This window comes from Paenibacillus sp. FSL P4-0127 (assembly GCF_038007325.1).
Taxonomy (GTDB): Bacteria; Bacillota; Bacilli; order Paenibacillales; family Paenibacillaceae; genus Fontibacillus; species Fontibacillus macerans.
The window spans coordinates 1068591-1093278 of record NZ_JBBOWY010000002.1 but is presented as its reverse complement, the minus strand read 5'-3'; the positions used below and the strand labels follow the sequence as shown (position 1 = coordinate 1093278).

25 protein-coding genes are annotated in these 24688 nt (G+C 54.0%); 11 read left to right on the top strand and 14 right to left on the bottom strand.

Annotated features, from left to right (window positions below; translation table 11 throughout):
• Positions 1-177: 177 nt before the first annotated feature.
• The 5 genes from NYE74_RS31230 to NYE74_RS31210 form a co-directional block, all read right to left on the bottom strand.
• On the bottom strand, positions 178-534 hold the full coding sequence (locus tag NYE74_RS31230; RefSeq protein ID WP_036625190.1) for a DUF4190 domain-containing protein: 357 nt from the start codon (positions 532-534) through the stop codon (positions 178-180).
• 208 nt (positions 535-742) lie between these two features.
• Positions 743-1093, bottom strand: a complete 351-nt coding sequence (locus tag NYE74_RS31225) for a type II toxin-antitoxin system PemK/MazF family toxin (RefSeq protein WP_009226461.1) — start codon at positions 1091-1093, stop codon at positions 743-745.
• A 3-nt stretch (positions 1094-1096) separates the two neighbouring features.
• Positions 1097-1378, bottom strand: coding sequence for a CopG family ribbon-helix-helix protein (locus NYE74_RS31220; RefSeq protein WP_018750966.1), 282 nt, complete (start codon positions 1376-1378; stop codon positions 1097-1099).
• 248 nt (positions 1379-1626) lie between these two features.
• Entirely contained in the window at positions 1627-2808 is a 1182-nt protein-coding gene (gene alr, locus NYE74_RS31215; protein ID WP_036625196.1) for an alanine racemase, read from the bottom strand.
• A 206-nt stretch (positions 2809-3014) separates the two neighbouring features.
• Complete coding sequence (locus NYE74_RS31210) at positions 3015-4136, bottom strand: outer membrane lipoprotein-sorting protein (RefSeq protein WP_036625199.1); 1122 nt, start codon at positions 4134-4136, stop codon at positions 3015-3017.
• 291 nt (positions 4137-4427) lie between these two features.
• On the opposite strand from NYE74_RS31210, the gene NYE74_RS31205 reads away from it, so the two are divergent.
• The gene (locus NYE74_RS31205) at positions 4428-5144 is read left to right on the top strand and encodes a LytTR family transcriptional regulator DNA-binding domain-containing protein (RefSeq protein ID WP_341005497.1); all 717 of its coding nucleotides are present in this window, start codon (positions 4428-4430) and stop codon (positions 5142-5144) included.
• Between the two features lie 53 nt (positions 5145-5197).
• Here NYE74_RS31205 and NYE74_RS31200 read toward each other — a convergent pair whose 3' ends face one another.
• Positions 5198-5794, bottom strand: a complete 597-nt coding sequence (locus NYE74_RS31200; protein WP_213510894.1) for a TetR/AcrR family transcriptional regulator — start codon at positions 5792-5794, stop codon at positions 5198-5200.
• 116 nt (positions 5795-5910) lie between these two features.
• Between NYE74_RS31200 and NYE74_RS31195 the strand changes: the two genes are divergently transcribed.
• Positions 5911-6453 carry a hypothetical protein gene (locus tag NYE74_RS31195; protein WP_036625203.1) on the top strand — a complete coding sequence of 181 codons (543 nt, stop codon included), beginning with the start codon at positions 5911-5913 and terminating at the stop codon, positions 6451-6453.
• Between the two features lie 98 nt (positions 6454-6551).
• Complete coding sequence (locus NYE74_RS31190) at positions 6552-6710, top strand: hypothetical protein (RefSeq protein ID WP_164815300.1); 159 nt, start codon at positions 6552-6554, stop codon at positions 6708-6710.
• 93 nt (positions 6711-6803) lie between these two features.
• Here the strand turns inward: NYE74_RS31190 and NYE74_RS31185 are convergent, their stop codons facing one another.
• A complete protein-coding gene (locus NYE74_RS31185) occupies positions 6804-7529 on the bottom strand; it encodes a ThuA domain-containing protein (RefSeq protein WP_316560852.1) in 726 nt (241 codons plus the stop codon).
• On the bottom strand, positions 7516-8589 hold the full coding sequence (locus NYE74_RS31180) for a Gfo/Idh/MocA family protein (protein WP_036625207.1): 1074 nt from the start codon (positions 8587-8589) through the stop codon (positions 7516-7518). Before NYE74_RS31180 ends, NYE74_RS31185 begins: the two co-directional genes overlap by 14 nt.
• A 137-nt stretch (positions 8590-8726) precedes the next feature.
• Between NYE74_RS31180 and NYE74_RS31175 the strand changes: the two genes are divergently transcribed.
• Entirely contained in the window at positions 8727-9614 is an 888-nt protein-coding gene (locus NYE74_RS31175) for an AraC family transcriptional regulator (RefSeq protein ID WP_124331780.1), read from the top strand.
• 59 nt (positions 9615-9673) lie between these two features.
• On the opposite strand, the gene NYE74_RS31170 is transcribed toward NYE74_RS31175, so the two are convergent.
• Positions 9674-10924, bottom strand: coding sequence for an MDR family MFS transporter (locus tag NYE74_RS31170; protein WP_124331781.1), 1251 nt, complete (start codon positions 10922-10924; stop codon positions 9674-9676).
• Between the two features lie 178 nt (positions 10925-11102).
• On the opposite strand from NYE74_RS31170, the gene NYE74_RS31165 reads away from it, so the two are divergent.
• Positions 11103-12458 (top strand): amino acid permease, encoded by a 1356-nt coding sequence (locus tag NYE74_RS31165; RefSeq protein ID WP_036625213.1) that lies wholly within the window; start codon positions 11103-11105, stop codon positions 12456-12458.
• 108 nt (positions 12459-12566) lie between these two features.
• A complete protein-coding gene (locus NYE74_RS31160) occupies positions 12567-14879 on the top strand; it encodes an alpha/beta hydrolase family protein (RefSeq protein ID WP_316560850.1) in 2313 nt (770 codons plus the stop codon).
• Positions 14880-14945: 66 nt separating this feature from the next.
• Here NYE74_RS31160 and NYE74_RS31155 read toward each other — a convergent pair whose 3' ends face one another.
• Positions 14946-15497 (bottom strand): GbsR/MarR family transcriptional regulator, encoded by a 552-nt coding sequence (locus NYE74_RS31155; RefSeq protein ID WP_213510891.1) that lies wholly within the window; start codon positions 15495-15497, stop codon positions 14946-14948.
• A 338-nt stretch (positions 15498-15835) separates the two neighbouring features.
• Here NYE74_RS31155 and NYE74_RS31150 point away from each other — a divergent pair, with 338 nt between their 5' ends.
• The 4 genes from NYE74_RS31150 to NYE74_RS31135 all read left to right on the top strand — a co-directional run bounded on the left by NYE74_RS31150 (position 15836) and on the right by NYE74_RS31135 (position 19373).
• The gene (locus tag NYE74_RS31150) at positions 15836-17083 is read left to right on the top strand and encodes a quaternary amine ABC transporter ATP-binding protein (RefSeq protein ID WP_036625217.1); all 1248 of its coding nucleotides are present in this window, start codon (positions 15836-15838) and stop codon (positions 17081-17083) included.
• Positions 17043-17885: an ABC transporter permease gene (locus NYE74_RS31145; protein WP_155620563.1), complete on the top strand. Its 843-nt coding sequence runs from the start codon at positions 17043-17045 to the stop codon at positions 17883-17885. Before NYE74_RS31150 ends, NYE74_RS31145 begins: the two co-directional genes overlap by 41 nt.
• A 1-nt stretch (position 17886) precedes the next feature.
• A complete protein-coding gene (locus NYE74_RS31140; RefSeq protein ID WP_036625219.1) occupies positions 17887-18801 on the top strand; it encodes a glycine betaine ABC transporter substrate-binding protein in 915 nt (304 codons plus the stop codon).
• A 392-nt stretch (positions 18802-19193) separates the two neighbouring features.
• Positions 19194-19373, top strand: coding sequence for a YjfB family protein (locus tag NYE74_RS31135; RefSeq protein ID WP_036625221.1), 180 nt, complete (start codon positions 19194-19196; stop codon positions 19371-19373).
• 71 nt (positions 19374-19444) lie between these two features.
• On the opposite strand, the gene NYE74_RS31130 is transcribed toward NYE74_RS31135, so the two are convergent.
• The gene (locus NYE74_RS31130; protein ID WP_278740276.1) at positions 19445-20461 is read right to left on the bottom strand and encodes a hypothetical protein; all 1017 of its coding nucleotides are present in this window, start codon (positions 20459-20461) and stop codon (positions 19445-19447) included.
• Between the two features lie 853 nt (positions 20462-21314).
• Between NYE74_RS31130 and NYE74_RS31125 the strand changes: the two genes are divergently transcribed.
• Positions 21315-21572: a hypothetical protein gene (locus tag NYE74_RS31125; RefSeq protein WP_051985654.1), complete on the top strand. Its 258-nt coding sequence runs from the start codon at positions 21315-21317 to the stop codon at positions 21570-21572.
• Between the two features lie 133 nt (positions 21573-21705).
• Here NYE74_RS31125 and NYE74_RS31120 read toward each other — a convergent pair whose 3' ends face one another.
• From NYE74_RS31120 to NYE74_RS31110, 3 genes are read right to left on the bottom strand one after another with little or no spacing between them, the layout of a single operon-like run.
• A complete protein-coding gene (locus NYE74_RS31120; protein ID WP_051985655.1) occupies positions 21706-22851 on the bottom strand; it encodes an amidohydrolase family protein in 1146 nt (381 codons plus the stop codon).
• Positions 22841-23911, bottom strand: a complete 1071-nt coding sequence (locus NYE74_RS31115) for an aminotransferase class V-fold PLP-dependent enzyme (protein ID WP_036625225.1) — start codon at positions 23909-23911, stop codon at positions 22841-22843. Before NYE74_RS31115 ends, NYE74_RS31120 begins: the two co-directional genes overlap by 11 nt.
• Positions 23895-24686 (bottom strand): ABC transporter ATP-binding protein, encoded by a 792-nt coding sequence (locus NYE74_RS31110; protein WP_036625227.1) that lies wholly within the window; start codon positions 24684-24686, stop codon positions 23895-23897. The genes NYE74_RS31115 and NYE74_RS31110 overlap by 17 nt, the downstream gene beginning before the upstream one ends.
• Between the last annotated feature and the right edge of the window lie 2 nt (positions 24687-24688).

Sequence of the window (24688 nt, the reverse complement as noted above, 5' to 3'; positions counted from 1 at the left end):
TGCAGGAAATAGGTGTAAAAAATTCCTCTATCTTCGCTTAGCTCCTTTTTTGATGAAAATAGGGCCCTTTTTTACCGTCAATCTCCCGACCTCTCAAAACGCTGGCAGTGTGCCTATAATGACGAAAAAACACCGGGCCCTAAGGCACCGATGCTCTCTCCCTCTCTTACATTCATCCTAAAAGTTCGTGTACAAGTCCGGCGTTGCCGCGTACGCAATGATAAAGATAACAATGAACAGCAGGATAATTCCGTATAATGCCGTTCCGATAATGCCGCAGACGAGTCCCGCTACGGTTAAGCCTTTCCCTTGTTCATTCGTCTTTTTAAGTTCCTTGAATGCCAATGTGGAAAATACGATAGCGACAATGCCCAAAATAAAGCCGATGTAAGGTATAACGATCGACAGTATGCCAAGCACCAGCGAAGCGATCGATTTGCCGTTCGTTTTGGCTGGCAGCGGCGGCTGGCCTGGCGGGTAATTGCTGTTGAATGATGCGTACGGATAAGATGTGTCAGACGGATGTTGATCCATGTAAAGCGGTCCTCCCTAGATTTTTCCTTATAATTATTGTACTTGATCTTTGGGAATGATGCCATGAATATTTTCCCGTTTTTCTGTTTGTGGATAATCCTTTCAGAAAATATTAAGCTCCGATTCAGGTTTGCTTCTAAACCAACACAAAAAACGCCCCGGAAACACTCCGGAGCGTCTGTCCGCGCATCAAACTCGCGCGCACATATCAAAAATCGATCAAACCGAGACTAATCAGCAGCGAATCGTTAACTTTTTTCATCGTCTCTTCGTCCAAATGGGTAATTTTATCGGTAAGTCGTTGTTTGTCGATCGTACGTATCTGTTCCAGCAAAATCACGGAATCCCTGTCAAATCCGTGCGTAGCCGCATCGATCTCCACATGGGTCGGCAGCTTTGCTTTTTGGATTTGTGCCGTAATAGCGGCAACAATGGCCGTAGGGCTAAATCGATTGCCGATATCATTCTGGATGATAAGCACAGGTCTTACCCCGCCCTGCTCTGATCCAACGACAGGAGAGAGGTCTGCAAAAAAAACGTCGCCGCGCTTTACGATCAATGTTTACACCCCGCTTACTAGGCGGTCCAGAGTGATGTCTGCATCTTCCTCCGCATGGAATGCTTCCGAGGCCATGGACAAATTGATTTTAGCCATCTCCATATACCCGCGCTGCATCGATTCGCGAATGAACCGCTTCTTGCGTTCGTTCAGATACAGCTTCATGGCCTGTCTGATCAACTCGCTGCGGTTGGAATTTTCCATCGCAACGATCCCATCCACTTCCTGCAAAAGATGATCCGGCAAACTGATCATGATTCTTTTGGTGTTGTGCATATTGGCCATCCTTAACTTCCACCCCCAAAACCTTGTCGACCCTGATTCCCTGTCATCAGTATAGCATTATTCAAGGGAATTTATACAAAAATATATGCCATTGGTATATCAAGTATGCTGCATTTCATTATAAACAAAAATGACAATGCCGTACATACCTGAACAACTTCCATCTATTTGCTATTTCGATGGACCTGGCACAAAATCCTTCATGCGGGCGAAAAGTTTTGTTGAATTTTGTCTGCGGAAACGAATGTTTACAGCAGCGGATTGATCAACACGTCAGGCTGACCCTTGCGTTTGTATACCCGGGGTACACGGTGAGCAAGCATACACACCACTTCGTAATGAATGGTTCCAAGTGCGGAAGCCAGCTCGCCGGCGCTAATTTCCTCGCCGGACTGCTGACCGATGAGCACAACCTCCTCGCCGGCTTGAATTACTTCGGCTTCATCAGCCAAAGTTTGAAGCGAAACCATACATTGGTCCATGCAAATCGTTCCGACCACAGGGACGCGGCGCCCGCGTATCAGTACTTGCGCCTTGCCGCTCAGCATCCGGGAATACCCGTCCGCGTAACCGATCGGCAGGGTGCCGATCAGCTCCTCCCGCCGGGTTACGTATCTCGCCCCATAGCTAACCGCGGAATGAGGGGGCAGCGTTTTCACCCAAACCAACCGCGTTTTGAGCGACAGCACCGGGGTGAGCTGCACCTCGTCCTTCCGCACTTCATCGGACGGATAAAGACCGTATAAAGCGATGCCGATTCTTGCCATCCGGAGCGACAATTCCGGCAAGTCGATGGAGATCGCGCTATTACCCGTATGTATGATCGGGATCTCAATTTCATGCTCCCGCAGCGCGTTTACCACTCCCTGAAACCGGCTGAACTGTTCCAATGTATAGCTTTTGTCCGCATCGTCCGCCGTGGCGAAATGGGTGAACAACCCCTCCACTTCCACCTGCGGAATCTGCAAGGCCTTGCGTACGAAGGCAACCGCACCATCTCCCGGCAGCAGGCCCAAACGCCCCATCCCGGAGTCGATTTTGACATGGACTTTCAGCTTATGCGGGAATTCCGCCGGATCAAGCGTAGCGATTTCCTCCAGCACCTCTTCGCTGAACACGTTCAGCGTGATGTCGTGCTCCCAAGCGGTACGGACGCCATGCGGGGGCGTATACCCCAATACGAGAATCGGAAGCTTGATCCCGGCGCTCCGGAGTTCAAGCGCCTCATCCAAAAACGCGACGCTGAGATAATCCGCGCCGATCCTTTCCAATTCTTTCGCCACAGGCACGGCACCGTGTCCATAAGCATTAGCTTTTACACAAGCAAGCAATTTCATGTCTGCGGGCAATCTTCTCCGCAGCGCCAAGAAATTCGCTTCAAGCGCGTCCAAATCAATTTCTGCATGGGTAGGTCGATACTTCACTTGCACTTCTAGGTCACCTTCTCTAAAGATTGAAAGTCCAAAAACATCCTGAGCATTACACTAATCGTAATGGTCAGGGGGGCGGCTGTCAATTCTGCAGAAGCACCCATTTTAAGGCAAGTGAAGGCGGCCAAACAAAAGCAGGCGAAAAGACGGGCCCGGCCAACTCGGTCACGATAGCCGGAACAGCCGTAATCCGCCTGTTCATATCATTATTTACCCGTTTGATCCTGCATAGAAGCGGCGACTTTAACCATTTCATGGACAGGCAGGTTTTCGCTTGTGATCCGGAACTCCAAACCGTCCACGGTCCAGGTCAAGGTTTGCAGCTCCTCGCCGGTCAAGAAGCCCCAGGTAAAGCCCATGTCGACCAGTTCACCGGGCACCAGCGAGGCGGTGCGGTCCGGGGAACGCGTCTCCGACAGCGTAAACTGATATGTACCGTCATAACGCTGAAGCACGGTGATACGCTCGCTGCCTTCCACAACTTTATCGTCCTTGTACTCCACGCCGTCCGGCAAATAGGTGGGAATAATGACGCCGAACGGTTCCGACAGAGCCGGACTCGACGGCTGCTCCGCACTGGCTCCGCCGGCGGATGCGGTTCCGGTTCCGTCCGCTTGTTCCGAGACCGGCTTCTCGACGAGCATCCCATTCTCATCGACCTCCAGCAGCGTCCCTTGGGCGTCCTGTGCCGCCGCGTCGAGGTTGTGCTGCATGTCGAACGATTTGTCGTTGAACTTCGCATCAAAATCAAATTTGTCGAATTTCACTTCGACAACAACTTTGGCTTCGGCATCGGAGACCTGAACTTGTTTCGGCGCATAGTTGTCTTTGGCCAGCCAGATTTTTTGCCGTACGAGCGCATGGGTGTTGTAGTTGGCGGCCACTTCAAAAATATAGCTGTCCTTGTCGGTTTCGAACTGCCTCGAGCCGTCGGTCAAAATGCTGCGGGCCAGCGTCTGATACAGATAAACCTGGCCTTGGTTTTCCGGCCAATCGCTCTGGAAGCGGAAGCTCTTGTTCAGGCTTGGCGTGAGCACGTAAACGCCCTGCTCGTTGCGGAGCACGATTTGCGTGATATCCTTCTGCGCATTCGTCAGCGCGATCCGGTAGAACGACGGGTTCTGATACCACACCTCCACCTTATACTCCTGCGGCTTGTCGCCGGTATAAAGCGTCATCGTACCTGAACCTTGATAACTCTTTAATCCGGCGACCACTTTGTCCAAATCCTTGACGACGCCGTCAGCGTCCTTTTTCCCGCATGCAGCCAGCACAACGCTTAAAGCCAGCACGATGGTCAGCATCCCCAACCATGAGAAACGGCGCATGAGATCATCCCCTCTGCAGTTTGATTTCCTAAACTGATACATGTCTATGAGGGAACTTGGCCGATTATGCAGACTAGCTCCGGCTCGGCCAACGTTGGCCAAGCAGGCGGATGCATTGGGCCCCGCCCGAAATTGCAAGATGGCGCAAGCCTTACCCCGCCGAACAGGCGAACTCGCTCACGCATCTTACCCCTTTCAGCGTGCAGCTTGCCTGCGGCGGTATTGCTTCCGTAAAAATCGCCGTGATATGGTTAACTCACCAATAGATAAGGATACCGGGGAGTGAACCCTTTGAAATTGATTATCGACCAATCGCTTGACCATGAGGACGTGGAAATCACCATCAAATGCAGGCTGATCGACGCCGATTTGGAGAAGCTGATCGCGCAAATTCGCCTTTACGGCTTTTCCATCACGGGAAAAAAGGACGGCGCAACCTATCCGCTGCGGCCCGAGGACATCTACTATTTCGAGTCCATCGACGACAAAACGTTCGCTTATTGCGAGGAGGACGTTTATGAATGCAGTCTGCGGCTTTACGAGCTGGAGCAGCAATTCGCCCGGGCCGATTTTGTGCGGATCAGCAAAAGCTGCATTTTGAACATCATGAAGCTGTCCAGCAGCTCGATCGTATTTTTCCTCACGTTTTTGCGCAGCCAAAACGCCTTCTCGGCGGCCAGCACGGTGATCGGAACGCTGAGCGGCTTCCTGACCGGCATTTACGTGCCGATGGGCAGCCTGCCGGAAGCGGTGCAATGGGTCATCAAGGCATTTCCCGTATCGCACGCCGGCATGCTCATTCGCAGCGTAATGCTGGAGCGGCCGCTGGCGATCTCCTTCGCCGGAGCGCCGGCCGGAATGGAGGCGGAGTTCACGCGGCGCATGGGCGTGGTGTATCATTTCGGCGGCTACACGGTGGAGAACTGGCTAAGCATCGTCATTTTGCTCGGGACTACAGTTTTGTTTTTCGGCTTGTCCCTGCTGAATTTGTCGCGGAAAAACAAATAGCTCTGGCCCGCGGGCATAAGCCGTAGCGGCGTAACGGCTCCCGCCCAGTCCGCCTACATCTCGGCCACATTCATTATCGAGTCCAGGTGATGCACCAGGATGCGGCTGATCTTGTCCGCGCCCAGCCGCTGCGGATCGAGCAGCGCATGGAGCGCGATGCCGTCGATCAGGGCGTACAACCGCTCCGCCTCCAGCTCTTGATCCGCTCCCGCATTCAGCAGCCCCTGCTCACCCAAATAAGCGATGATCTGCCGCATCATTTGATGTATCCCGTCATGCTGCGCGTCAAAGCCGGGCTGCTTGTGCCGGAAATAGGACGTAAACGCCAGCCACACCTCCATTTCCGCCCTGGTTTCCTCGCGGGTCGGCACGATCTCCAGCAATAATCTCAGCACTTTCTTCTTCGGCGGCAGGTCCAGCTCAGCGATCTCGTTAATCCGGGCCGCCGCCTTCTCCTTCACCAAATTCATGGCATAGCGAAGCAGTTCCTCCTGCGAGGAAAAATCATGGCGCAGCGCGCCGGCCGACATCCCCGCCTCCTTGGCGATATTGCGCACCGACGCCCCTTCCATCCCCTGCTGCAAAATAACCCGCCACGTCGCTTCGGCGATCGTTTGTTTTCTTTGATCATGATCTACTTGTTTTGGCATATCTTCAGTTTACCAGCCCTGGGCCAACAACACAATTTATTAAATACAGTTGTATTAAATAAATAAGGATGCTACAATACTTCAAGACTTTGCAAATTGCAGGAGGGAAAACACGCATGAACACGGTGGCCTGGACAATCGTCGCCTGCGAAATCGCCTTTTGGGTGGTCATTGCCGCAGGATTAATCGTTCGTTATTTATGGAAAAGACCCAAGCTGGGGTTGGCCTTGCTTGCTCTGACTCCGGTCATCGACCTGATCCTGTTCGTCATTACCGGCGTCGACCTGTACAACGGGGCAACGGCCACGACGGCCCATGCGCTTGCCGCCGTATATATCGGGGTATCGATCGCCTGCGGAAAAAGCATGATAGACTGGGCCGACGCCAAGTTCCGCTACTACGTGGCCAAAGAGGAAGCCGCCAAGCCGGAAAAGCGTTACGGCATGGACCATGCCAAACATGAATTGAAAGGATTTATCCGTCACATCCTCGCGTTTCTGATCGGAGGTCTGCTGCTCGCCGGGATGATTTATTTCATCAACGATTCCAGCCGGACCGAAGCTTTGCTTGGGGTGCTGCGAGTGTGGGGTGTTGTACTGTGTGTGGATTTGGTCATTACCGTCACATATTTCATTTGGCCGAAACAACTCAAAAAATAATCAAGGGCCTAAGCCGAAACGCTTTTACCATGCATAAAACCCATCATGCCAACGCACCCTACTGTTGACTTATCGGGAGCTCGAAGGAGGGTAGCAGTATGGAGAAAAAGTCTCAAGGTCCTAGCAAATATGAAGTGCAAAGAGACGAGTTCAACAAAATGCCGGTTCCGAGCAAGGAAAGAGAAGAGTTTGCCAAAGAAATGGCGGAAGATGCCAAAGCGGCATTCGGCCAAGGCCAACAGCAATCGGAGCGTTAAAATAAGCATTCAACTTCAATCGCGTTATGAAAAGAAAAGCCAACCGCATTGGCACGAAGGCGGTTGGCTTTTCTGCTTTTCGCAAGTCTATGCTTAGATGTTCTCCAGCGGCGCGGTGTTCCCGTAAACCGGCGTCGGTCCTTGAACCGGAGCGGCCCAATCCACCGCGTTCGAAATCACTTTGAGCACTTCTGGCTGATGATAGATCGGGAACGTTTCATGGCCCGGTCTGAAATAGAAGATCTTTCCCTGCCCCCTGCGGTAGCAGCAGCCGCTGCGGAACACTTCTCCGCCCTCAAACCAGGAGATGAAGACAAGCTCGTCCGGCTCCGGGATTTCAAACCGCTCCCCGTACATTTCTTCGTTCGGGATTTCGATGTATTCCCCGAGGCCGCGGGCGATCGGATGACCCGGCTCGATCACCCAAATCCGTTCCTTCTTCCCGTCTTCGCGCCATTTCAGCAATTCTGTGTTCGTTCCCATCAGCTTCCGGAATATTTTCGAAGCGTGTCCGGAATGGAGCACGATCAGCCCCATCCCGCCGAGCACTTTTTGCCGCACCTTTTCCACCACTTCGTCGCTGACTTCATCATGGGCCACATGCCCCCACCAAATCAACACGTCCGTTTGATCCAGCACATCATCGGTCAGTCCATGCTCCGGATCGTCAAGGACGGCCGTCTTCACCTCGTAATCTTCATTGTTCTTCAAATAACCCGCGATCGCCATATGAATGCCTTCGGGATAAATCGCTTTGACCTGATCACTAAGTTTCTCGTGACGAAACTCGTTCCATACCGTTACCTTAATGGTTGACATGCCAAACATCCTCCTGCTGAATAGTGATCCATTTCTCTTCCGTAAACGAAGCGATGATGGAGTCGATCGTTCGTTGGTTCATATAACCGTCTTCCAGCGTGGCGTCAAATCCGTCGCCCTTGCCCAGAACGAGGTTGATAAACGACTGAATCTGACCGGCCTGATAGGAATCCGGGATGTCGACTTTGCGGAAATCTTTGTCTCCGTCTTCGTCGAAGCGGACATAAAGGGCATCCTCTTCCTCCAAATCGTAAACGAGCGCCCCGGCGCTGCCGTAAATCTCCATCCGCTGGTAATTGCCCCGCCCGTAAGCGAACCTAGAGATCGCCATCGTCGCGGAAACGCCGCCGCTGAGCCGGGCCAGCACATGGCAGAAGTCGTCGACATCGACCTCGCCTTTGCCTTCGCCGTCCAGCAAAGCGCGCTCTTTCACGATCGTGTCCGCGTCGGCGATCGCCCGCTCGACGTTGCCGACCAGGAGGCGCTGCAGATCAAGGATATGCGAGCCCAGATCGCCCAGCGCTCCGGAGCCGGCCAGATCTTTGCGGAATCTCCAGACCAGCGGGATGCGTTCGTCCAGCCCCCAGCCTTGGAGATACTGGCTGTACACATGTTTAATTACGCCCAAACGCCCCTGGCTGAGCAGCGCCTTGGCATATCTGACCGCTTTTTTGTAGCGGTAGCTGAAACATACCATGTGGGGCAGCGGTGCGGCCGCGATTGCGTCGCGCAATTCGGCCGCCTCGCGCGTATCAAGGGATACCGGCTTCTCCAGGGCAAACGGCTTGCGCTGCCGGATCGCCTCCCGGGCGATCGCAAAGTGGCTTTGGTTCGGCGTGGCGATCGTCACGGCATCCAGCTCGGGGTCGTCAAGCAGCCGCAAGTAACTTTCATATCTCCGCGCTGCGGGAATATTCAGCTCTTCTCCCCGCTTCGCCAGGGCCTCCTTATTGGCATCGCAAATGGACCATACTTCCGCGTCCGGGCTGGCCAAAATACCGGCGATGTGAGCCCCCGCAATTCCGCCCAAACCGATCACGCCGATTTTCAACTTTCCCATGCTGCCTCACCTCTTCACACAAAATCGCTTTCAATTTCTACTCCAGTATAGGCTGTGATAGAATGAACGGGAATGCCTAACACATACTCTTTTTGTACAAAAACGACTTTTTCATTTTGCCCAAGGGGGATATCCGTATGCTTGCCATCAACATCGAGGTGATGCCCAAAATCAAACTGATGGGGTTCGTTTCTTACCCGAATCCGTGGATTCATTTTAAAAGAACGATCAATGAGCATATTTTGTACTTTATTAAAAGCGGGGAATTGCATATCCGGGAGAACGGGGTTCCATATATATTGAAAAAAGGGGATGTGTTCATCCTTGAACCGGACTTGGAGCACGAGGGGATCGAAAAACGCGCCTGCGACTATTATTACATTCATTTTGAGCATCCGGACATGAAGTCCGTCGAGATTCCCGATCTGCTCACGCTGGCCCGGCATTTGATCGTGGAGGAAGGCGCCGAGCAGTCGGGGCCGGGCAGCCCGCTTTGTTATTTTCCCAAAGCCTACACCTTGTCCAAAAACAGCCAGCCGCTGTCCTTCCATGCGATGAACGACATGCTGCAGCTGTACAGACGCAAATATTTCAACCGGGGGCTGACCGCGCTGAAGCTGACCGAATGGCTGATCGAGGTGTCCCGGGAGCATTTTATGAACACGCTGCAGGCGGACCCTAGAAACAACTCCAAATCGTTCATCAAAGTGCATGCCCTGCTCGATTATATCCACCAAAACTATGCCGGCAAAATAACCAGCTCGGACATCGAGCAGGAATTCGACTGCAACTACGACTATATCAACCGGGTTTTCAGCAAGTTCACCGGGCACAGCATCATGCGCTACGTGAACCTGATCCGCATTAACCATGCCAAGGAACTGATCGAGGCGACCCATCTCAGCTTCGGCGAAATCGGGTATTTGACAGGGCTGGACGATCCGTATCATTTCAGCAAGCTGTTCAAAAAATACGCCGGCGTCTCGCCAACGCAGTATTACAAAAGGCACCGGGGCGAAACATAGTCACACGTTGCCGTATAGCAACGGAGCTCTTAGCCGAGCTGGCCGTGGCCAGCGCCGTCTTAGCTTTGCGCCGCAGCCTCGGCGGCTTCGGCCGCTTTGGCCGGCCTGCCGTCCCCCGAATGGCGGTTGGCCAACAGCAGAAACGGCACGCCGCAGGCGGTCGTCAAGGCAAGGATCGCGAAAATGGGCAGCGCCGCCCCGGCGCCCAGCGAATCCAGCAAAAATCCGCCGAGCAGCGGGGCCAGCGTGTTCCCCAGGTTGTTGAACCCGAAAACGCCGAAATAAGTGCCGCGCAGCTCCGGCTTGGCGATCTGGTCGACCAGCACATCCGTCATCGTAAACATCAGCACTTCCCCGATCGTAAAGATAACGACCCCGAGGATAAACGCCCAAATCGTATGGAACGATCCGAACAGAAGCAAACTGCAAGAAACGAACAAATTGCCGGCGATGATCGGGACGATCGGCGAAAAACGGCTGGCCAACCGGACGAGCGGAAACTGCACGGCCAATACGACGATCGCATTGAGCGACAGCATATAGCTGAACCACTTGGCCCCGTTTTCGATATCCGGGCTCATTTCCATATACTGCGCCAACGTGGAGTCGAAATGGCCGTAGCCCAGCACGCAAAAGATCATCCCGATCAGTACGTACACAAACGTCCGATCCCGGCCGGTCACCTGCAGGGCCCCTTTTAATGTCAGGCGCTCGCCGGCCCCCCGTTCGGCGGTGCCGATATTTTTATGGGCCATGAACTGGATCAGCAGCACGATGCCGTACAGGAAATAGACGAGGCCGGCAAAATAAAAAGCGATGCCCGATTCCGAAGCGCCGAGCTGCATGCCGAGAATCGGCCCGATGACCACGCCCAGATTGATCGCCGCGTAACGAAGGTTAAATACGAGTATCTTGCTCTCCTGCGTCGTAATGTCGGCCAGCAGCGCCCGCGAGGTCGGCTCGAACATCGCCCGGCACAGCCCGTTGAGCGCGTTCATGACGAAAAATACCCATACCTTGTCCGCCAAAGCAAAGCCGACGAACACGAGCGCCCAGCCGAAAATGGATATATACAGCACTCTTTTTCGTCCAATGACGTCCGAGATGTATCCTCCGTAAAAGCTGGCGAACACGCCGATCAGCGAACTGACGGCGACGACGATCCCGGTTTCCGAGGCGGTCGCGCCCATCGATTTGATCAAATAAATGGACAAGAACGGAATGCTCATGGATGTGGCCATCCGGCCAAAGATCGTGCCAACAATAATAGTCCAGGATAAAGGATGAATGTTTTTGAGATGCGTATTCATGGAGTTCGCCTTTCTTTGTTCACATTTATGCGAAAACTATTTACCTATTAAACCCCGGCTGTAAAATATTTGTCAAGACAAAAGACGAGGTTTGTCATTTCCTATCTCCGCCATTTTGCAGTAAGATTAGTAAATATCCATTTACGACCAACATCCTTTTCAGGGGGCCTTTAGCGTTATGAAATCCAACAACCAAACCACTTTGCAAAAAAAATTGCTGCCGCGCCATATCAGTTTTATGGCGATGGGCGGCGTGATCGGCACCGGCATTTTCAAAGGCAGCGCGGAAACGGTAAGCCTGGCCGGTCCAGGCGTCATTTTTTCCTACGTTTTCGCCGGCTTGCTGCTGCTTGTCGTGATGGGGGCGATCGCCGAAATGGCCACCGTTTATCCGGGCCGGAATATGAAAGACTTCATCCGCCAAGCGTTTGGGGAACGGGTATCTTTTATCATCGGCTGGCTGTATTGCTTTATGTGGCTGGCCGTCTGCGTCATCGAGGTCATCGCCGCCGGCAGCTTCCTGCAGTTTTGGCTCCCGGGCGTGCCGCTCTGGGTTTTGAGCCTGGCCAGCGCGGCCTTCATCCTGGCCGTCAACACGATGAGCGTCGGCGGATACGGGGAATTCGAATTTTGGCTCGCCGGCATCAAAATCGCCATGATCGTGGTGTTCATCGTGCTGGGCGCGGCCATCCTGTTCGGCTGGATTCCCGGGGACGGGGCACCGTTCCCGTACAACTACACCGCTTACGGCGGCTTTTTCCCTCACGGCTGGACCGCCATTTTCTCGGCCCTGCTGGTCGTCATGTTCTCTTACGGCGGCTCCGAGCTGATCGGGCTGACGTTATCGGAAGCGCAAAATGCCGAAAAGGTGCTGCCCCGGGTCGTCAAAAGCTTTATTTTGCGCGTCGTCCTGTTTTATACGCTGCCGATTCTCATCATCTGCGGACTGGTCCCGTGGAACAGCCTGAACGAACAGACCAGCCCGTTCGTCCAGGTGCTGGCATCCGCCGGTTTGCAGGGCTCGGCGCACCTGATGAATTTCATCCTGATTACGGCCGTTTTGTCGGCCGCCAATTCCGGCATTTACGGCGCTACCCGCATGCTCCACTCCATGGCGGCGGGCGGCGAAGCTCCGGCTTTACTCGCCCGAATTTCGGCCCAAGGGGTTCCGGTCAACAGCCTGAAGCTCTGCGGCAGCGTGCTGATCCTCGGTTCGCTGGTCGCCTATTTGAATCAAGCCGGCTTATTTCGCCTGCTGATGGCCGTGCCGGGTTTCGTCGTGGTGCTCGTTTGGATTACGATCTGCTTGTCCCAGCTTAAGCTGCGCAAATCCTATCCGGGAACGCCGGGCTTTAAAGTCTGGGGATATCCCTATATTACGATCTTAACGATTATCTGCTTATCGGTCATCGCCCTGATGTTTTTGTTTGACGCGCAAAACCGGATCAGCATATCGGTCTGTCTCGCCGTGCTGACCCTGCTGATCGTCTGGTCAGCGGTGCGGTTTCGCTCCGGCGCCGGCCGCGGCCGCTAGAACGCCGTTAACCTGCGAACCTAAGCGAAAGACAGTTTGCCCCTGTTCCTCCGTCCATGCCCGGCATGTTACAATAACGTCAGAAGTCTAAACCGGTTTGGGGGAATTATGGAACTACAGGTACTAACCGAACTTGTTCTGCAGAAACCGATGCTGCGTTACCGGCTGATCCGCCGGATTCAAGGCGCTTACCGGTACGATACCGCCTATTGGCGTTTTGCCGCAGCCGGTCCATGGGGCGCGGGTATGTTGGCTTTTATGCTGCTGGCTTTGGGCATGCCTACAGGCCTCGGGTCCGCCTTCGACATGCTGCTGTTCGTATTGACGGGGACGATGGGAATGTTCGCCGCCGCGCACGCGGCCGCGGCCCTGCTGGCGCTGATCGGAATACCGGTCCCCCGCCTGTTTGCGGGAACCGTGTTGTATGATCTGATCGTCATTTTTTTCATCTTCTATTATAATGATGTGCCTCTTGCCGCTGCGGCGGTAATATCCGGCGCGGCGACGCTGGCCGGAGCCATCGCCGGCTTGATTGCCGCATGGATCGTCCGCCTGCGTGTCCCGCTTCGCGCCAAAACCGGCCTGCTTGCGGCGCTTGCGCTGTTTGGACTTACCGCCGCCGTCTGGCCGGAGGTTTCGCCGCAAACCGATCTTATGCCGGCTTCCCTTACCGCTTCCGGCGCTTTCGAACCGGCCGATAATCCGGCCAATCCGGGACCTTATCGAGTTTCTACATTATATTATGGGAGCGGTAAAGACCGCTGGCAGCCGGAATTCGGGAAAGAGACGGATCTGCGGTCCGCATCCGTTGACGCCTCCGCTTACATTAAAAACTGGCCGAGGCTCCGCACCTGGTTTTGGGGTTATGACCAGCGCGCGCTTCCCGTCAACGGCCGGGTATGGATGCCGGATGCGGGCAAAGGAAATTCGGGGTACGCCGGCCCCTATTCGCTCGTTCTGATCGTTCACGGCAACCATTTGATGGAGGACTTTTCCGACGGGGGATACGCTTATTTGGGCGAGCTTTTGGCCAGCCGGGGATATGTGGCCGTTTCGGTGGACGAAAACTTTTTGAACTATTCGGCATGGTCGGGGATTCCCGACAATGATATGAAGGTGCGCGCCTGGATGCTGCTGAAGCATTTGCAGCAAATCGGAGAGTTTGCCGCCGAGCCGGGCAATCCGTTATACGGGAAAATCGACTTCGGACAAATCGCCCTGATCGGCCATTCGCGCGGAGGGCAAGCGGCCGCCATGGCCGCCGATTACCGGAATTGGTTCGGTTCCGATGCGACGCTGCAAAACCTGGACTCGTTCCGGATTCAAGCCGCGGTTGCCATTGCCCCCACCGACAAAAAGGTGGACAACAAATACACCAGGCTGCGGGAAGTCAGCTACTTGACGCTGCAGGGCGCCCGGGACGGCGATGTCAACGATTTCGACGGCGACCGCCAGTACATGAGGACCACGTTTTCCCGCGGGTCGGACAAATTCAAAGCTTCGCTCTATATCGCCGACGCCAACCACAGCCAGTTTAACAGCAGCTGGGGGGCCAGCGATGTCAGTTATCCGAAAGGCATCCTGCTTAGCCGAAGCGGCATGCTGGCTCCCGACGAGCAGCGGGAAATCGCGAAGGTGTACATTTCCGCATTTTTGGAGGAAACGCTGCAGCGGCAGGAGCAGGAACAACAGGAGCAAGAGTCATACCTTGCCTTGTTTCAGGACTATCGCGCCGGAATGTCCTGGCTGCCGGATACGGACTATTATAACCGGTTTGAGAGCGGATCATTTATCCCATGGGCCCGCTTTGACGAGGACACAAACAGGGCGTCGATTCCCGGCGGCGGAAAAGCGGAGGCCAGCGGCCTCATCTGGACGGAGCAAAACGCCAAAAACCGGCACAACGTCAGCAAACCGACCCGCGGCATCGTGCTGGAGCGCAGCGAAAGCGTGGCAAGGGGCGGCGCCGGCTCCGTTTACGCTCTGCAATGGGAGCAAGGCGCCCCCGTTCCCGGGCCGGGCGGGTCCGCTCCCGAATGGTTGTCCTTTTCATTGGCGGCCTTAAACCATGAACTTGAACCAAACGATTCGGGGGCTGCCGATGCGGCCGCTTCTGCGGAGATCAGCGTAGAGCTGACCGACGGCCATGGCACATCCGCCGTCCTGCCATTGTCCGCATTTATGGACAGGGCTCCGCTTCCGGAGACCACTTTCACAATTCATCCGTGGCTGGAACGGAACCTGTCGGAAGGCAAATACAAGCATCCGACCGAAGCGGTATTCCAAACCTGCCGCCTGCCGTTAGCGGCCTTCGCCGCGGCGAAGCCGGGCTTTGACCCGTCGCCCGGCATTACCCGCCTGGCCTTCCGCTTGAATGGCGGCCCGGCCAAAATCATGCTGGACAACATCGGGGTATATTAAAAACGCTTATTCCCTTCGGCCTATCTACAGGCCGGGAATAAGCGTTTTTTTACAATAAAGCGCGTATTATTCAGGTTTAGGTACGAGCTGGTAGATGTCCCCGCTTTCCATCGTATCGATCAAACGGTCCAGCCACTCGTAATATTTTACCGCTTCCCTCATTTTGCGAGCATCTTCCTCCAGCACCTTGCGAAGCGGTCCTTCCGGCTCGCTCGCCAGACAGCGGTTCAATTCATCCAGGGAACGGCGCAGCACCAGAATGTTGCCTTCCACGGCTTTTCTCCATTTAATGGCAAAAAAGTCCGTAAACGTCTGATACCAATCGTATTCGACTACATATAAGTCCTTGCGCGAGCCTTTCTCCCATACTTTATTCACCATTTTGAGATCAAGCAGCGTTCGCACGCCCGTGCTCATGCTGGTCTTGCTCATACTCATTTCGACGCCCATCTCATCCAGGGTCATCGGCTTATCCGCAAAAAAAAGCAGCCCGTACAAATGGCCCGTTGATAGAGAAATGCCATATAAGTCCATATTTCTGCCAATCGCTTCTATAACACGCTTGCGTACCTTCATTAATGACGCATGCTGTTCTTCCGTGAGCTGGTCCAAGCTCATGCTTGCAACCTCCTATTCATTGCGAACCATGATTCTATGGTGTTGGCGCCATCTAACACTGCGTAGTCTAACGCTTATTCTATCTTAAGGAAAGCCTGCCGAAATGTAAAGAAGCGACTTCGGCAGGATATGGGAGCATACGAGAGTTATCTGTAGATTCGTTACGTTCAGTTTTTTCTGTACGTTCCTTACGTACGGATTTGAGCTTTGATATATGTTTGTTTTACCTGTTAGACTGTTATACATAGGTTGATGCGATGCTGACCGCTTCGCCTTGCTTTTTGCTGCAGCGAAGTCAGGCATCGGAGGGCAAAGTTGTTAAGAAGAGGAGTGAATATATGAGTAAGGAAATATTGCGTGTCCATGAAGTAAGCAAATTGTTTGGCCCGCACGCGGAGCAGGGCATACCTTTGCTGAAGCAAGGTTATACGAAAGAACGCCTGCTTAAAGAGAAAGGCATTACGATTGGCGTCGGCCAGGTGAGCCTGGATATCCGCGAAGGGGAAATTTTCGTCATCATGGGCCTGTCCGGCAGCGGCAAATCGACGCTTGTGCGGATGCTGAACCGGCTCATCGAACCTACGGCAGGTGAAATTCTGCTGCACGGACAGGACTTGCTGAAAATGAATAAATCGCAGCTTCGCGAAGTGCGGAGAAAATCGATCGGCATGGTGTTCCAGAAATTCGCCTTGTTCCCGCACCGCACGGTGCTGCAAAACGTGGAATACGGGCTTGAAGTTCAAAAAGTAAACAAAAGCGATCGGAAGGAAAAAGCAATGCAGGCGCTGGAGCTCGTCGGACTGAAGGGCTGGGAAAATCAATATCCCGAGCAGCTTAGCGGCGGCATGCAGCAGCGGGTCGGTCTGGCCCGGGCGCTGGCCAACGACCCGGAGATTTTGCTGATGGACGAAGCGTTCAGCGCGCTGGATCCGTTGATTCGCCGCGACATGCAGGACGAACTGCTCGAGCTGCAGGAAAGAATGAAAAAAACGATCGTCTTTATTACGCACGATCTGGACGAAGCGCTGCGCATCGGCGACCGGATCGCGCTCATGAAGGACGGCGCGCTGGTGCAGATCGGAACGCCGGAGGAAATGCTGACGAACCCGGCCGACCGCTACGTCGAGCGGTTCATCGAAGACGTCGATCTGTCCAAAGTGCTGACCGCCGCGCGCGTGATGCGGCGTCCGGAGACGATTTACCCGGACCGCGGGCCGCGGGTGGCCCTGGAGCTGATGCGCGAACGGGGAATCTCCAACCTGTTTGTCATCGACCGCAGCAAGCGCCTGCTCGGCGTCATTACCGCCGAGGACGCCTCGTCCGCGGCGAAAACCGGAGCTTCGCTCAGCGACATCCTGATTCAGGACGGTCCGCGGGTTATGCCGGATACCGTGCTGAGCGATTTGTTCGAGGTCACTAGCTCGTCCAAAGTGCCGCTGGCGGTTGTGGACGAACAGGAACGCCTGCTTGGCGTTATCGTGCGCGGCGCCGTGCTCGGCGCGCTTGCCGGAGAAACTCATCATGAGACGAAGGAGGTGACCGGTCATGAACTCGATTCCGAAGTTGCCGCTAGCCGACTGGATTGAGTCGATCGTCGATTGGATGAGCACGTATTTGGGAGGATTTTTCGACGGCTTGTCCCTGGTGATCGAATCGATCGTGAATTTCTTTGCCGGTTTGTTTTTGCTGCCTCACCCGCTTCTGTTTATCGCAATCATCGGCATTCTCGCTTATTTGATCGGCAAATGGAAGCTTGCCTTGTTTACGGTGATCGGTTTTCTGCTGATCGATAACCTCGGTTATTGGCAAGAAACGATGAACACGCTTGGCCTTGTCATCACGTCGGGGCTGATTTCGATCCTGCTGGGGATTCCGATCGGGATTTGGAGCGCCTACAGCAAAGTTACCCACCGGATCATCGCACCGCTGCTTGATTTCATGCAGACGATGCCGGCGTTCGTGTATTTGCTGCCGGCCGTTACCTTTTTCAGTCTGGGGGTCGTTCCCGGCGTCATCGCCTCGGTCATTTTTGCGATCCCGCCGACAATTCGGCTAACCTATCTGGGCATCAAGCAGGTGTCCGGCGAATTAACCGAAGCGGCCAACGCTTTCGGCTCCACGTCCTGGCAGAAGCTGTTTAAGGTCGAGCTGCCTTTGGCGATGCCGACGCTGATGGCCGGGGTGAACCAAACGATCATGCTGTCGCTGTCCATGGTCGTCATCGCGTCCATGATCGGCGCGCAGGGAATCGGGGCCACCGTTTACCGGGCCGTGACCCAGCTTAAAATCGGTCAAGGCTTCGAAGCCGGTCTGGCCGTCGTCGTACTCGCGATCGTGCTGGACCGCTTTACGCAAAATTTGTTGAAATCCAAAAAAAGGGGAGATTAAGATGAAAAAAACGAGGAACCTGATGATGCTGGTAGGATTGGCCGGAACGCTGCTGCTGTCCGCCTGCGGTCAAACGGGCGGCACCAGTGCCGGAAGCAATGCCGGCGGAAACGCGGCGGCCGGCTCCATCGGCAAACAAGTGAACTACGAAATCATCGGCATCGATCCCGGCGCGGGCATCATGAAAGCGACGGCCAGCGCAATCGAACAATACGGACTTAGCGATTGGAAGCTGATCGAAGGCTCCGGCGCGGCGATGACCGCGATGCTGGACAAAGCGGTTAAAGCCGAAAAACCGATTATCATTACGGGCTGGACGCCCCACTGGATGTTTGCCAAATACGATCTGAAATATTTGGATGATCCGCAAAAAGTGTACGGGGAAGCCGAAGAAATTCACACCCTGGCGCGCAAAGGCCTGAAAGAGGATCAGCCGACCGCCTATGAATTCCTGGACCGTTTCGAATGGACTTCGGACGAAATGGGCGAAATGATGACGGCGATCCAGGACGGCCAGGACCCGGCCGAAGCGGCCAAAGCTTGGGCGGACAGCCACGAGGACCGCGTGAACGGTTGGACCCAGGGCTTGACGCCGGTGAACGGCGATAAGCTCAAATTGAGTTATGTCGCTTGGGATTCGGAAATCTCCAGCACGAATTTGCTGAAATACATCCTTGAGAACAAGCTTGGCTATAAGGTAGAAGCGCTGCAGGTCGAAGCTGGCCCGATGTGGACCGGGGTTGCCGGTGGCGACGTGGATGCGACCGCGGCCGCTTGGCTGCCGTTGACCCACGCGGACTACTGGGATAAGTACGGCGATCAGTTGGAAGACCTGGGCCCGAACATGACGGGTGTGAAAACGGGGCTTGTCGTTCCAAGCTACGTCGATATCAATTCGATTGAAGATTTGAAATAAACATGATCCGCAAAAGAAGAAGCCGCCCCTATTCGGGACGGCTTCTTCATATATATCAATTAAGAAGAGGGAGTATTTAAAATATATCATTCCTTGCTTAAAGGAACCTTACAGAAAGCTGAAAATTACCTTAAATTACGTGTTCAAAAAGTCGGCTTTTCAGCACCAAGAAGGTTGGATGAAGCTAGGGACTGAGGAGCGGAGCGTACGTTTTGGGTACGTGAGCACCGGAAGGCCCGGCTGAATTCAAGATTCGATGTCGAATCCGCTTCTTGACCTGCTTCGTGATCAAAAGATGACTTTTTGAACTTCCTCTTAAATTATAAATGGCCAATTCCAAAGCTAATCGATTGATTTATAGATGCCGATAAAACCGGGTAGGAGGTGAGAACATGGATATCGCAGCAGCGTCAACCGCTATGAGCCAAGCCAAACTGTCCCAAGCCGTCGGCATCCAAGTGCTGAGCATGGCCAAAAACCAGGCCGAAATCCAAGGCCAGAACCTGGTGAAAATGTTGGAGCAAAGCCAGCTGGATCCCAACCTGGGCAAACATTTGGATATTAGAGTATAAAATCGCAACCGCAAAAAACCGTCCGATGATGAAGTCGGACGGTTTTTAAATCTTTGCCGCGAATATTCCGCTTAGGACATAACGCCGTTCGCCGGGATTTGCTGCCACGAATAAAATTTGCCTTTTTTGTTGATTTTGCCGACCAGCGTGGGGGCTCCTTTTTTGGTGAACGTATATTCGTTAGCTTTGATCGTTACCGAGTAGCCTTTCAGATTGATCGAAAAGATGGATTGAACCGCCGGTTTGGCCACGGACAGGGCTTTAGCCTTGCTCAGCTTCGGTTTGGCAAACGATTTGGCAAAATCCTTCTCATCGTTCCAGTCCTCTCCCGTGATATTCAGAACCTCCCAAACTTTGCCGGTCTTCGCCCCGATCAGAACATGGTTAAAGTCGTTGTCGTCCTGATAATTCCATATGAACTTCTTATCCCCTTCCTTCTCGCGAGTGACGAAGTTGAAAGGTTTGGTGGAGCTGATCCCCAACGCTTTCAGGGCGCGGGAAGCTTTGTTGTTCGACTTCGCATTGGCGCTCTTCAAAGAATAGGAAATACTTGCTTTAATGGCATTGTTATTGTCCAAGTCGATGTACAGGTTTTGGGCATTGCCGAAAAATACCCAGTAATTGCGCAGCTGTTTATCCTCTTGGTACGGGGAGTAGGACCGCCAGAGCGCTTCGGGTTTGAATTTTTTGTCGGTGTCAAAAGTTTTCAGAAAGGACGTTACACGAGAACTCAAAGTTTTGTCCATCACTTTATCCATATCGTCGGCCTTATAAATAATCGACGTGGACTCCACCCGGTTTTTCTCGGGGTTGTAGAGTTGGCTGAAGCTCGCTTCGGTCTTCCCGCTCAGCGTCCCCTCAAAGACCCAAAGATTTTCGTCTACGCTGGTAAACGTAATTTTCGAATTCGGAGCCAGCTTGTTCAGCGCATCCGTAAGTTTATCCGAGACGGCCTGATCGATGTTCGGCGCGGTTTGCCCGTTTTGCTCCACCGATTGGGACAGTTGTTCCTCGGCGTGGATCGGGACCGCGGTAAACATAAGCGACAGTGCTGCGGCGGTTGCTGCGATTGATTTCCATTTCTTCATACTCCTTAAATTCCCTCCTGTGCTAAATGTGAGTCATCAATTTATATAACGTATGAAGTGAGGAGAATGTTGCCAATTCGCTAAAAAAGCCTTTTATTAATTTGCTAATGGTAATGACTAGGACAGCATTTTCCGGCTGTACGCATACTATCTAAAGATTAAGAAGGTCCGAGGTTAGCTGGTTTGATATAACTCTTAAGGCTCAACCTAATAATCAGCGCTTGACAGGGAGGGCCGGTAACCGATCATGACAATAAATATCGGCAGATCAATATCCGCTTTCCGGACGCTTTGCACGATTATCCCGTTTGATCCGGTAGCAGAGAGGAAGATAAATTTAAGAGAAGAAAATAGGTTTGGAGAAGCGTACATGTTCCGAGATCGTTAGGCAGGTTTGTCAGAAGGAGGTTTAGGAGAAGTGGAGCAGAGCTGACGGGAGGATTTGGAGGCAAGACACCGGGAAAAATGATTGGGCCGTGATATGATTACCGCCCCCCCTCTCCCCCTGAACAAGAGGGATAATCGTGCAAAGCAGCAGGCAGGGATACCAAGACACGAACGCTATCATAATTTATTTTGTCAAGCACCGATCTCGGTTTTGAGCCACTCTTAAGACTTAATTTATGTTCATCGTCCCTCGCTTCGGTTCAATTTCTTGCGAAAAATGTGAAGTTTTGTCCTAATTTTATTTTCAAAGGGCCGACGGAAAAGTATAATTGGGTTATTAAGCAACTCCCTCGCCGATGAGGAACACGATGAGGAGTTTTGTACAATGAGCAACGCGGAGCTAAAAGAAATGCTACAATTCGTCATAAACGAGTCCTAACAGCCGGTAAAGGATGACATTCGTTCAGTGAAGGATGAAATCCAACTGCTGAAGACAGGACAAGAAGAACTGCGGCTAATCACTAGCGCGATTCGCGACCGGCAGGAAGAAACCGACGCCAAGCTTGAAGCGTTATGCCTGGACGTGAATCATATGCACGGCGATCTGGTCCGGATTGAGCAAAAGCTGGACGAAAACGAGTCCGAACTTCGGGGGGATGTCCGGTTCCTTAACCATCGGATCGCCGATCTCGAAATGGAAGTCGAAAAATTAAAAAACCGGTAATGCGAACCGCCAGGGAAATTGCTCTGGCGGTCTTTTGTTCCGATAGCCCGTCTTCAAGCCCCGATTTTTAGGTTGAGCCCTTTTATGCCCCGTTAATCCCGGGCCACCGCTCGTCCAGACCGGGAAGCTGCAGTTAAGCGGCGCCGGTTATTACGGAAACAATGCTCTTCCGCAGTTGCTCCGCATTCCGCGCCTGATAAGGATCGGCGTTGAAGAGGATCGCATCCGCCAGGTAACCTTCCGCGATCCTTCCCAATTCGCGGCCGCTGCCGAGAATATCGGCGGCGGTTGTTGTGGCGGCCTGCCACGCATCTGACCAAGACAATCCGTAATCCATCAAAGTATCCAATTCCTGAAGATTGTGTCCGTGAAGCAGAGGGGTGGCGTAATCCGTTCCGAAACCGATCCGGACTCCCGCCCTTTGGGCGTATGCGATCGCCTTGGGATGGGCTTCGGCCGCCCGGGCTGCCCGGTCGCAGATCGCCTGGTTCAAAGCCAACACACCTTTGGGGTCGGCGGCAATGCGGTAGATCGATGTCGTGGGGACAAAGGCAACGCCGGACGCGGCAAGCCGGCCGGCCTGATCCTCCGTCAAAAACATACCGTGCTCTATAGATTCCACCCCCGCAGCAATAGACCAGTCTATGGTCACTCCACCCCAGGTATGAACCAAAACTTTTTTGTGATGAGCATGCGCATGGCGAACGATGGAGGCGAATTCTTCTTCCGAAAAAGTCGGATCGAGCACCTTTTCCGTTGGCGCTCCAAGGCCGCCCGTGGCCATAATTTTAATCCAGCCCGCGCCGGTGTCAAAAATCTGCTGCAGCCGCAGCTCCAGGTGCCCCAGGCCGCGGCGGGCATCGGCGGCCCCAAGCATATCGCTGCAGGCGTGCACCCTTAAAGGATGGCCATAGTGCTGCACGATATGCCGTACGGTGCCGGGCCGGATGCCGCCGGCATCCCTCGCTGTCGTCACCCCGGTGCGAAGGGTGGCTGCAAAAGCCTCCGCTTGCATCACTTCAATCTCATGCGGGTCTCGCTTCAATTGATCGGCATGGTCAAAATCGGTCCAGGCCAGATGGGTGTGCAAATCGATGACCCCGGGGCTTATCCATAGATCCTGGCCCGGGGACTCCGCCTCGGCACGATGCGGGCCGGTTTCGACGATCGAGGCAAAGCGGCCGTCCTGGATTGTAATATCAAAACGTTTACCGGCAATCCCTGCTATATGGACTTGATTCAAGATTTGCGGTTGGTGGCGGGAGCTTTTATCGATCAACTTCATCCCCCCAAACCTGCGAAACGGCCGCGATGGCGTGTTCCGGCTCTTGGCTTAACAACCGGGCGAGCGTCCTGACAGCCTCTTCTACGCTTGGCCGGCAGGCGTTCGCTCCAAAATGGTTGATCCGCAGCAGTTGCCCAAACAATTCCCCATCTCCGGGAGCGACGATGCCCACAGGCTGATCGATCAGCAAACCCGGTTTCCCGGAAATCCGCACCGTTGTCGTTAGCGTGGAATAAAACCGGCTGTCCTTCTGCCAAGGCACAAGCCCCAGGGCTCTTATTCCCGCAATCGCGGAGGCTGCGGCCAATTCATGACGCCGGATCACCCGCTCCAATCCCTCCTCTTCCACAAGCGTCAAGGCGGAGATCAAAGCTCTAGCTTCCAAAGCCGGAATGTTGGGCGGAACCCGCACCGGTGCCGTACCATTCCCGTCCGGCTTCAAATCCAGCAGGGACAGGATCGAATTGCGCGGGGCATGCGGGTTCGATTCAAGGAACTCCCAGCCGCGCAGCGAAACGCTTACGGCGCTGACGCCATTCGGACCGGCCAACGCTTTTTGCGCGCCAATAGCTGCGAAATCCACGCCCCATTCATCCACCGGCAGGGCTTCTCCTCCCACCGCCGACACGGAATCCATCACCGTGATGAGATCGAAGTCGCGCGCGATTTTCAATATTTCACGAGCCGGATTGGATCCGCCCGTCACTACTTCAGCCTGCACAAAAGAGAGCGCGCACGGCTTATGCTTTTTAATCGCCGCCAATATCGCTTCGGCAGTAATGACCTCATCAAAGGGGACGGCAACTTGGGCGACCGTGGCCCCGCCGCGTTCCAGCCACTTTCCGAACAAGCTTCCATAGGGACCGGTCACGACATTCAAAATCGTCCGGCCGGGCGCGGAGATCCCGGCGGCCACCGCCTCAATGCCCAGGATCGCCTCCCCGGGGATGATGACCGGAGCGTGCTCTGTAAACAGCAATTTGGAAAGCTGATGTTTAAGCGTGTCATACTCGGAGCGTGAAAGCGGTACGTATCCTTTAGGTTCTCGGCTCATGCTCAGGCAAACCTCCTGTGGTATTTAGTTTCGGCATTCTCGGAACAGCGGACAACAGCTCGCGGCTATACGCCGTTTCAGGACTGGCGAAAAACCGCTCCTTGGCATTGATCTCCACCAGCCTTCCCTGTTTCATTACCGCCACCGTATCGCTGATTTCATGAATAACCCCTAAATCATGGGAAATGAACAGCATCGTAAGGTCAAGCTCGGCCTTAAGCGCGTTAAAGAGGTCCAGCACGCTCCGTTGGACGGAAACATCCAAAGCGCTCGTCGGTTCATCCGCGATCAAAATGCTTGGTTCCACGCTTAATGCGCGGGCAATGGCGATCCGCTGCCGCTGGCCCCCGGAGAATTCATGGGGAAACCGGTCCAAGGCACTGTCGGCAATGTGCACGCGGGCCAGCAGCTCCTTGCAGCGTTGCTCGACTTGAGCGCGGTCCACAATCCGATGAAACAATAACGCCTCGGACAAAATCTGCCGGATCGAATGCTTGGGATTCAGCGACGCATCGGGATTCTGAAAGATCATCTGGATCTTTTTGCGCTGCTCGCGGCTCCTCTTTTTCTTCAAAGGCTCCGACTCCAGCACAATCTGCCCCTCGTCAGGCACAATGAGCCCGGCAATCACCCGCGCCAGCGTGGATTTTCCCGAGCCCGACTCTCCGACAAGCCCAAGCGTGGTATGCATCGGCACATGCAGATCGATGCCGTCCAGCGCCGTAAATCCGCCGTAACGCACCTTGATATTTTTGACTTGCAGGGCTGACTCCATCT

Coding starts and splice junctions, on each gene's coding strand:
- NYE74_RS31230 (WP_036625190.1), bottom strand. CDS start 534: ATGGATCAACATCCGTCTGACACATCTTATCCGTACGCATCATTCAAC.
- NYE74_RS31220 (WP_018750966.1), bottom strand. CDS start 1,378: ATGGCCAATATGCACAACACCAAAAGAATCATGATCAGTTTGCCGGAT.
- NYE74_RS31210 (WP_036625199.1), bottom strand. CDS start 4,136: ATGCGCCGTTTCTCATGGTTGGGGATGCTGACCATCGTGCTGGCTTTA.
- NYE74_RS31200 (WP_213510894.1), bottom strand. CDS start 5,794: ATGCCAAAACAAGTAGATCATGATCAAAGAAAACAAACGATCGCCGAA.
- NYE74_RS31195 (WP_036625203.1), top strand. CDS start 5,911: ATGAACACGGTGGCCTGGACAATCGTCGCCTGCGAAATCGCCTTTTGG.
- NYE74_RS31190 (WP_164815300.1), top strand. CDS start 6,552: ATGGAGAAAAAGTCTCAAGGTCCTAGCAAATATGAAGTGCAAAGAGAC.
- NYE74_RS31185 (WP_316560852.1), bottom strand. CDS start 7,529: ATGTCAACCATTAAGGTAACGGTATGGAACGAGTTTCGTCACGAGAAA.
- NYE74_RS31180 (WP_036625207.1), bottom strand. CDS start 8,589: ATGGGAAAGTTGAAAATCGGCGTGATCGGTTTGGGCGGAATTGCGGGG.
- NYE74_RS31175 (WP_124331780.1), top strand. CDS start 8,727: ATGCTTGCCATCAACATCGAGGTGATGCCCAAAATCAAACTGATGGGG.
- NYE74_RS31170 (WP_124331781.1), bottom strand. CDS start 10,924: ATGAATACGCATCTCAAAAACATTCATCCTTTATCCTGGACTATTATT.
- NYE74_RS31165 (WP_036625213.1), top strand. CDS start 11,103: ATGAAATCCAACAACCAAACCACTTTGCAAAAAAAATTGCTGCCGCGC.
- NYE74_RS31160 (WP_316560850.1), top strand. CDS start 12,567: ATGGAACTACAGGTACTAACCGAACTTGTTCTGCAGAAACCGATGCTG.
- NYE74_RS31155 (WP_213510891.1), bottom strand. CDS start 15,497: ATGAGCTTGGACCAGCTCACGGAAGAACAGCATGCGTCATTAATGAAG.
- NYE74_RS31150 (WP_036625217.1), top strand. CDS start 15,836: ATGAGTAAGGAAATATTGCGTGTCCATGAAGTAAGCAAATTGTTTGGC.
- NYE74_RS31145 (WP_155620563.1), top strand. CDS start 17,043: ATGAACTCGATTCCGAAGTTGCCGCTAGCCGACTGGATTGAGTCGATC.
- NYE74_RS31140 (WP_036625219.1), top strand. CDS start 17,887: ATGAAAAAAACGAGGAACCTGATGATGCTGGTAGGATTGGCCGGAACG.
- NYE74_RS31135 (WP_036625221.1), top strand. CDS start 19,194: ATGGATATCGCAGCAGCGTCAACCGCTATGAGCCAAGCCAAACTGTCC.
- NYE74_RS31130 (WP_278740276.1), bottom strand. CDS start 20,461: ATGAAGAAATGGAAATCAATCGCAGCAACCGCCGCAGCACTGTCGCTT.
- NYE74_RS31115 (WP_036625225.1), bottom strand. CDS start 23,911: ATGAGCCGAGAACCTAAAGGATACGTACCGCTTTCACGCTCCGAGTAT.
- NYE74_RS31110 (WP_036625227.1), bottom strand. CDS start 24,686: ATGGAGTCAGCCCTGCAAGTCAAAAATATCAAGGTGCGTTACGGCGGA.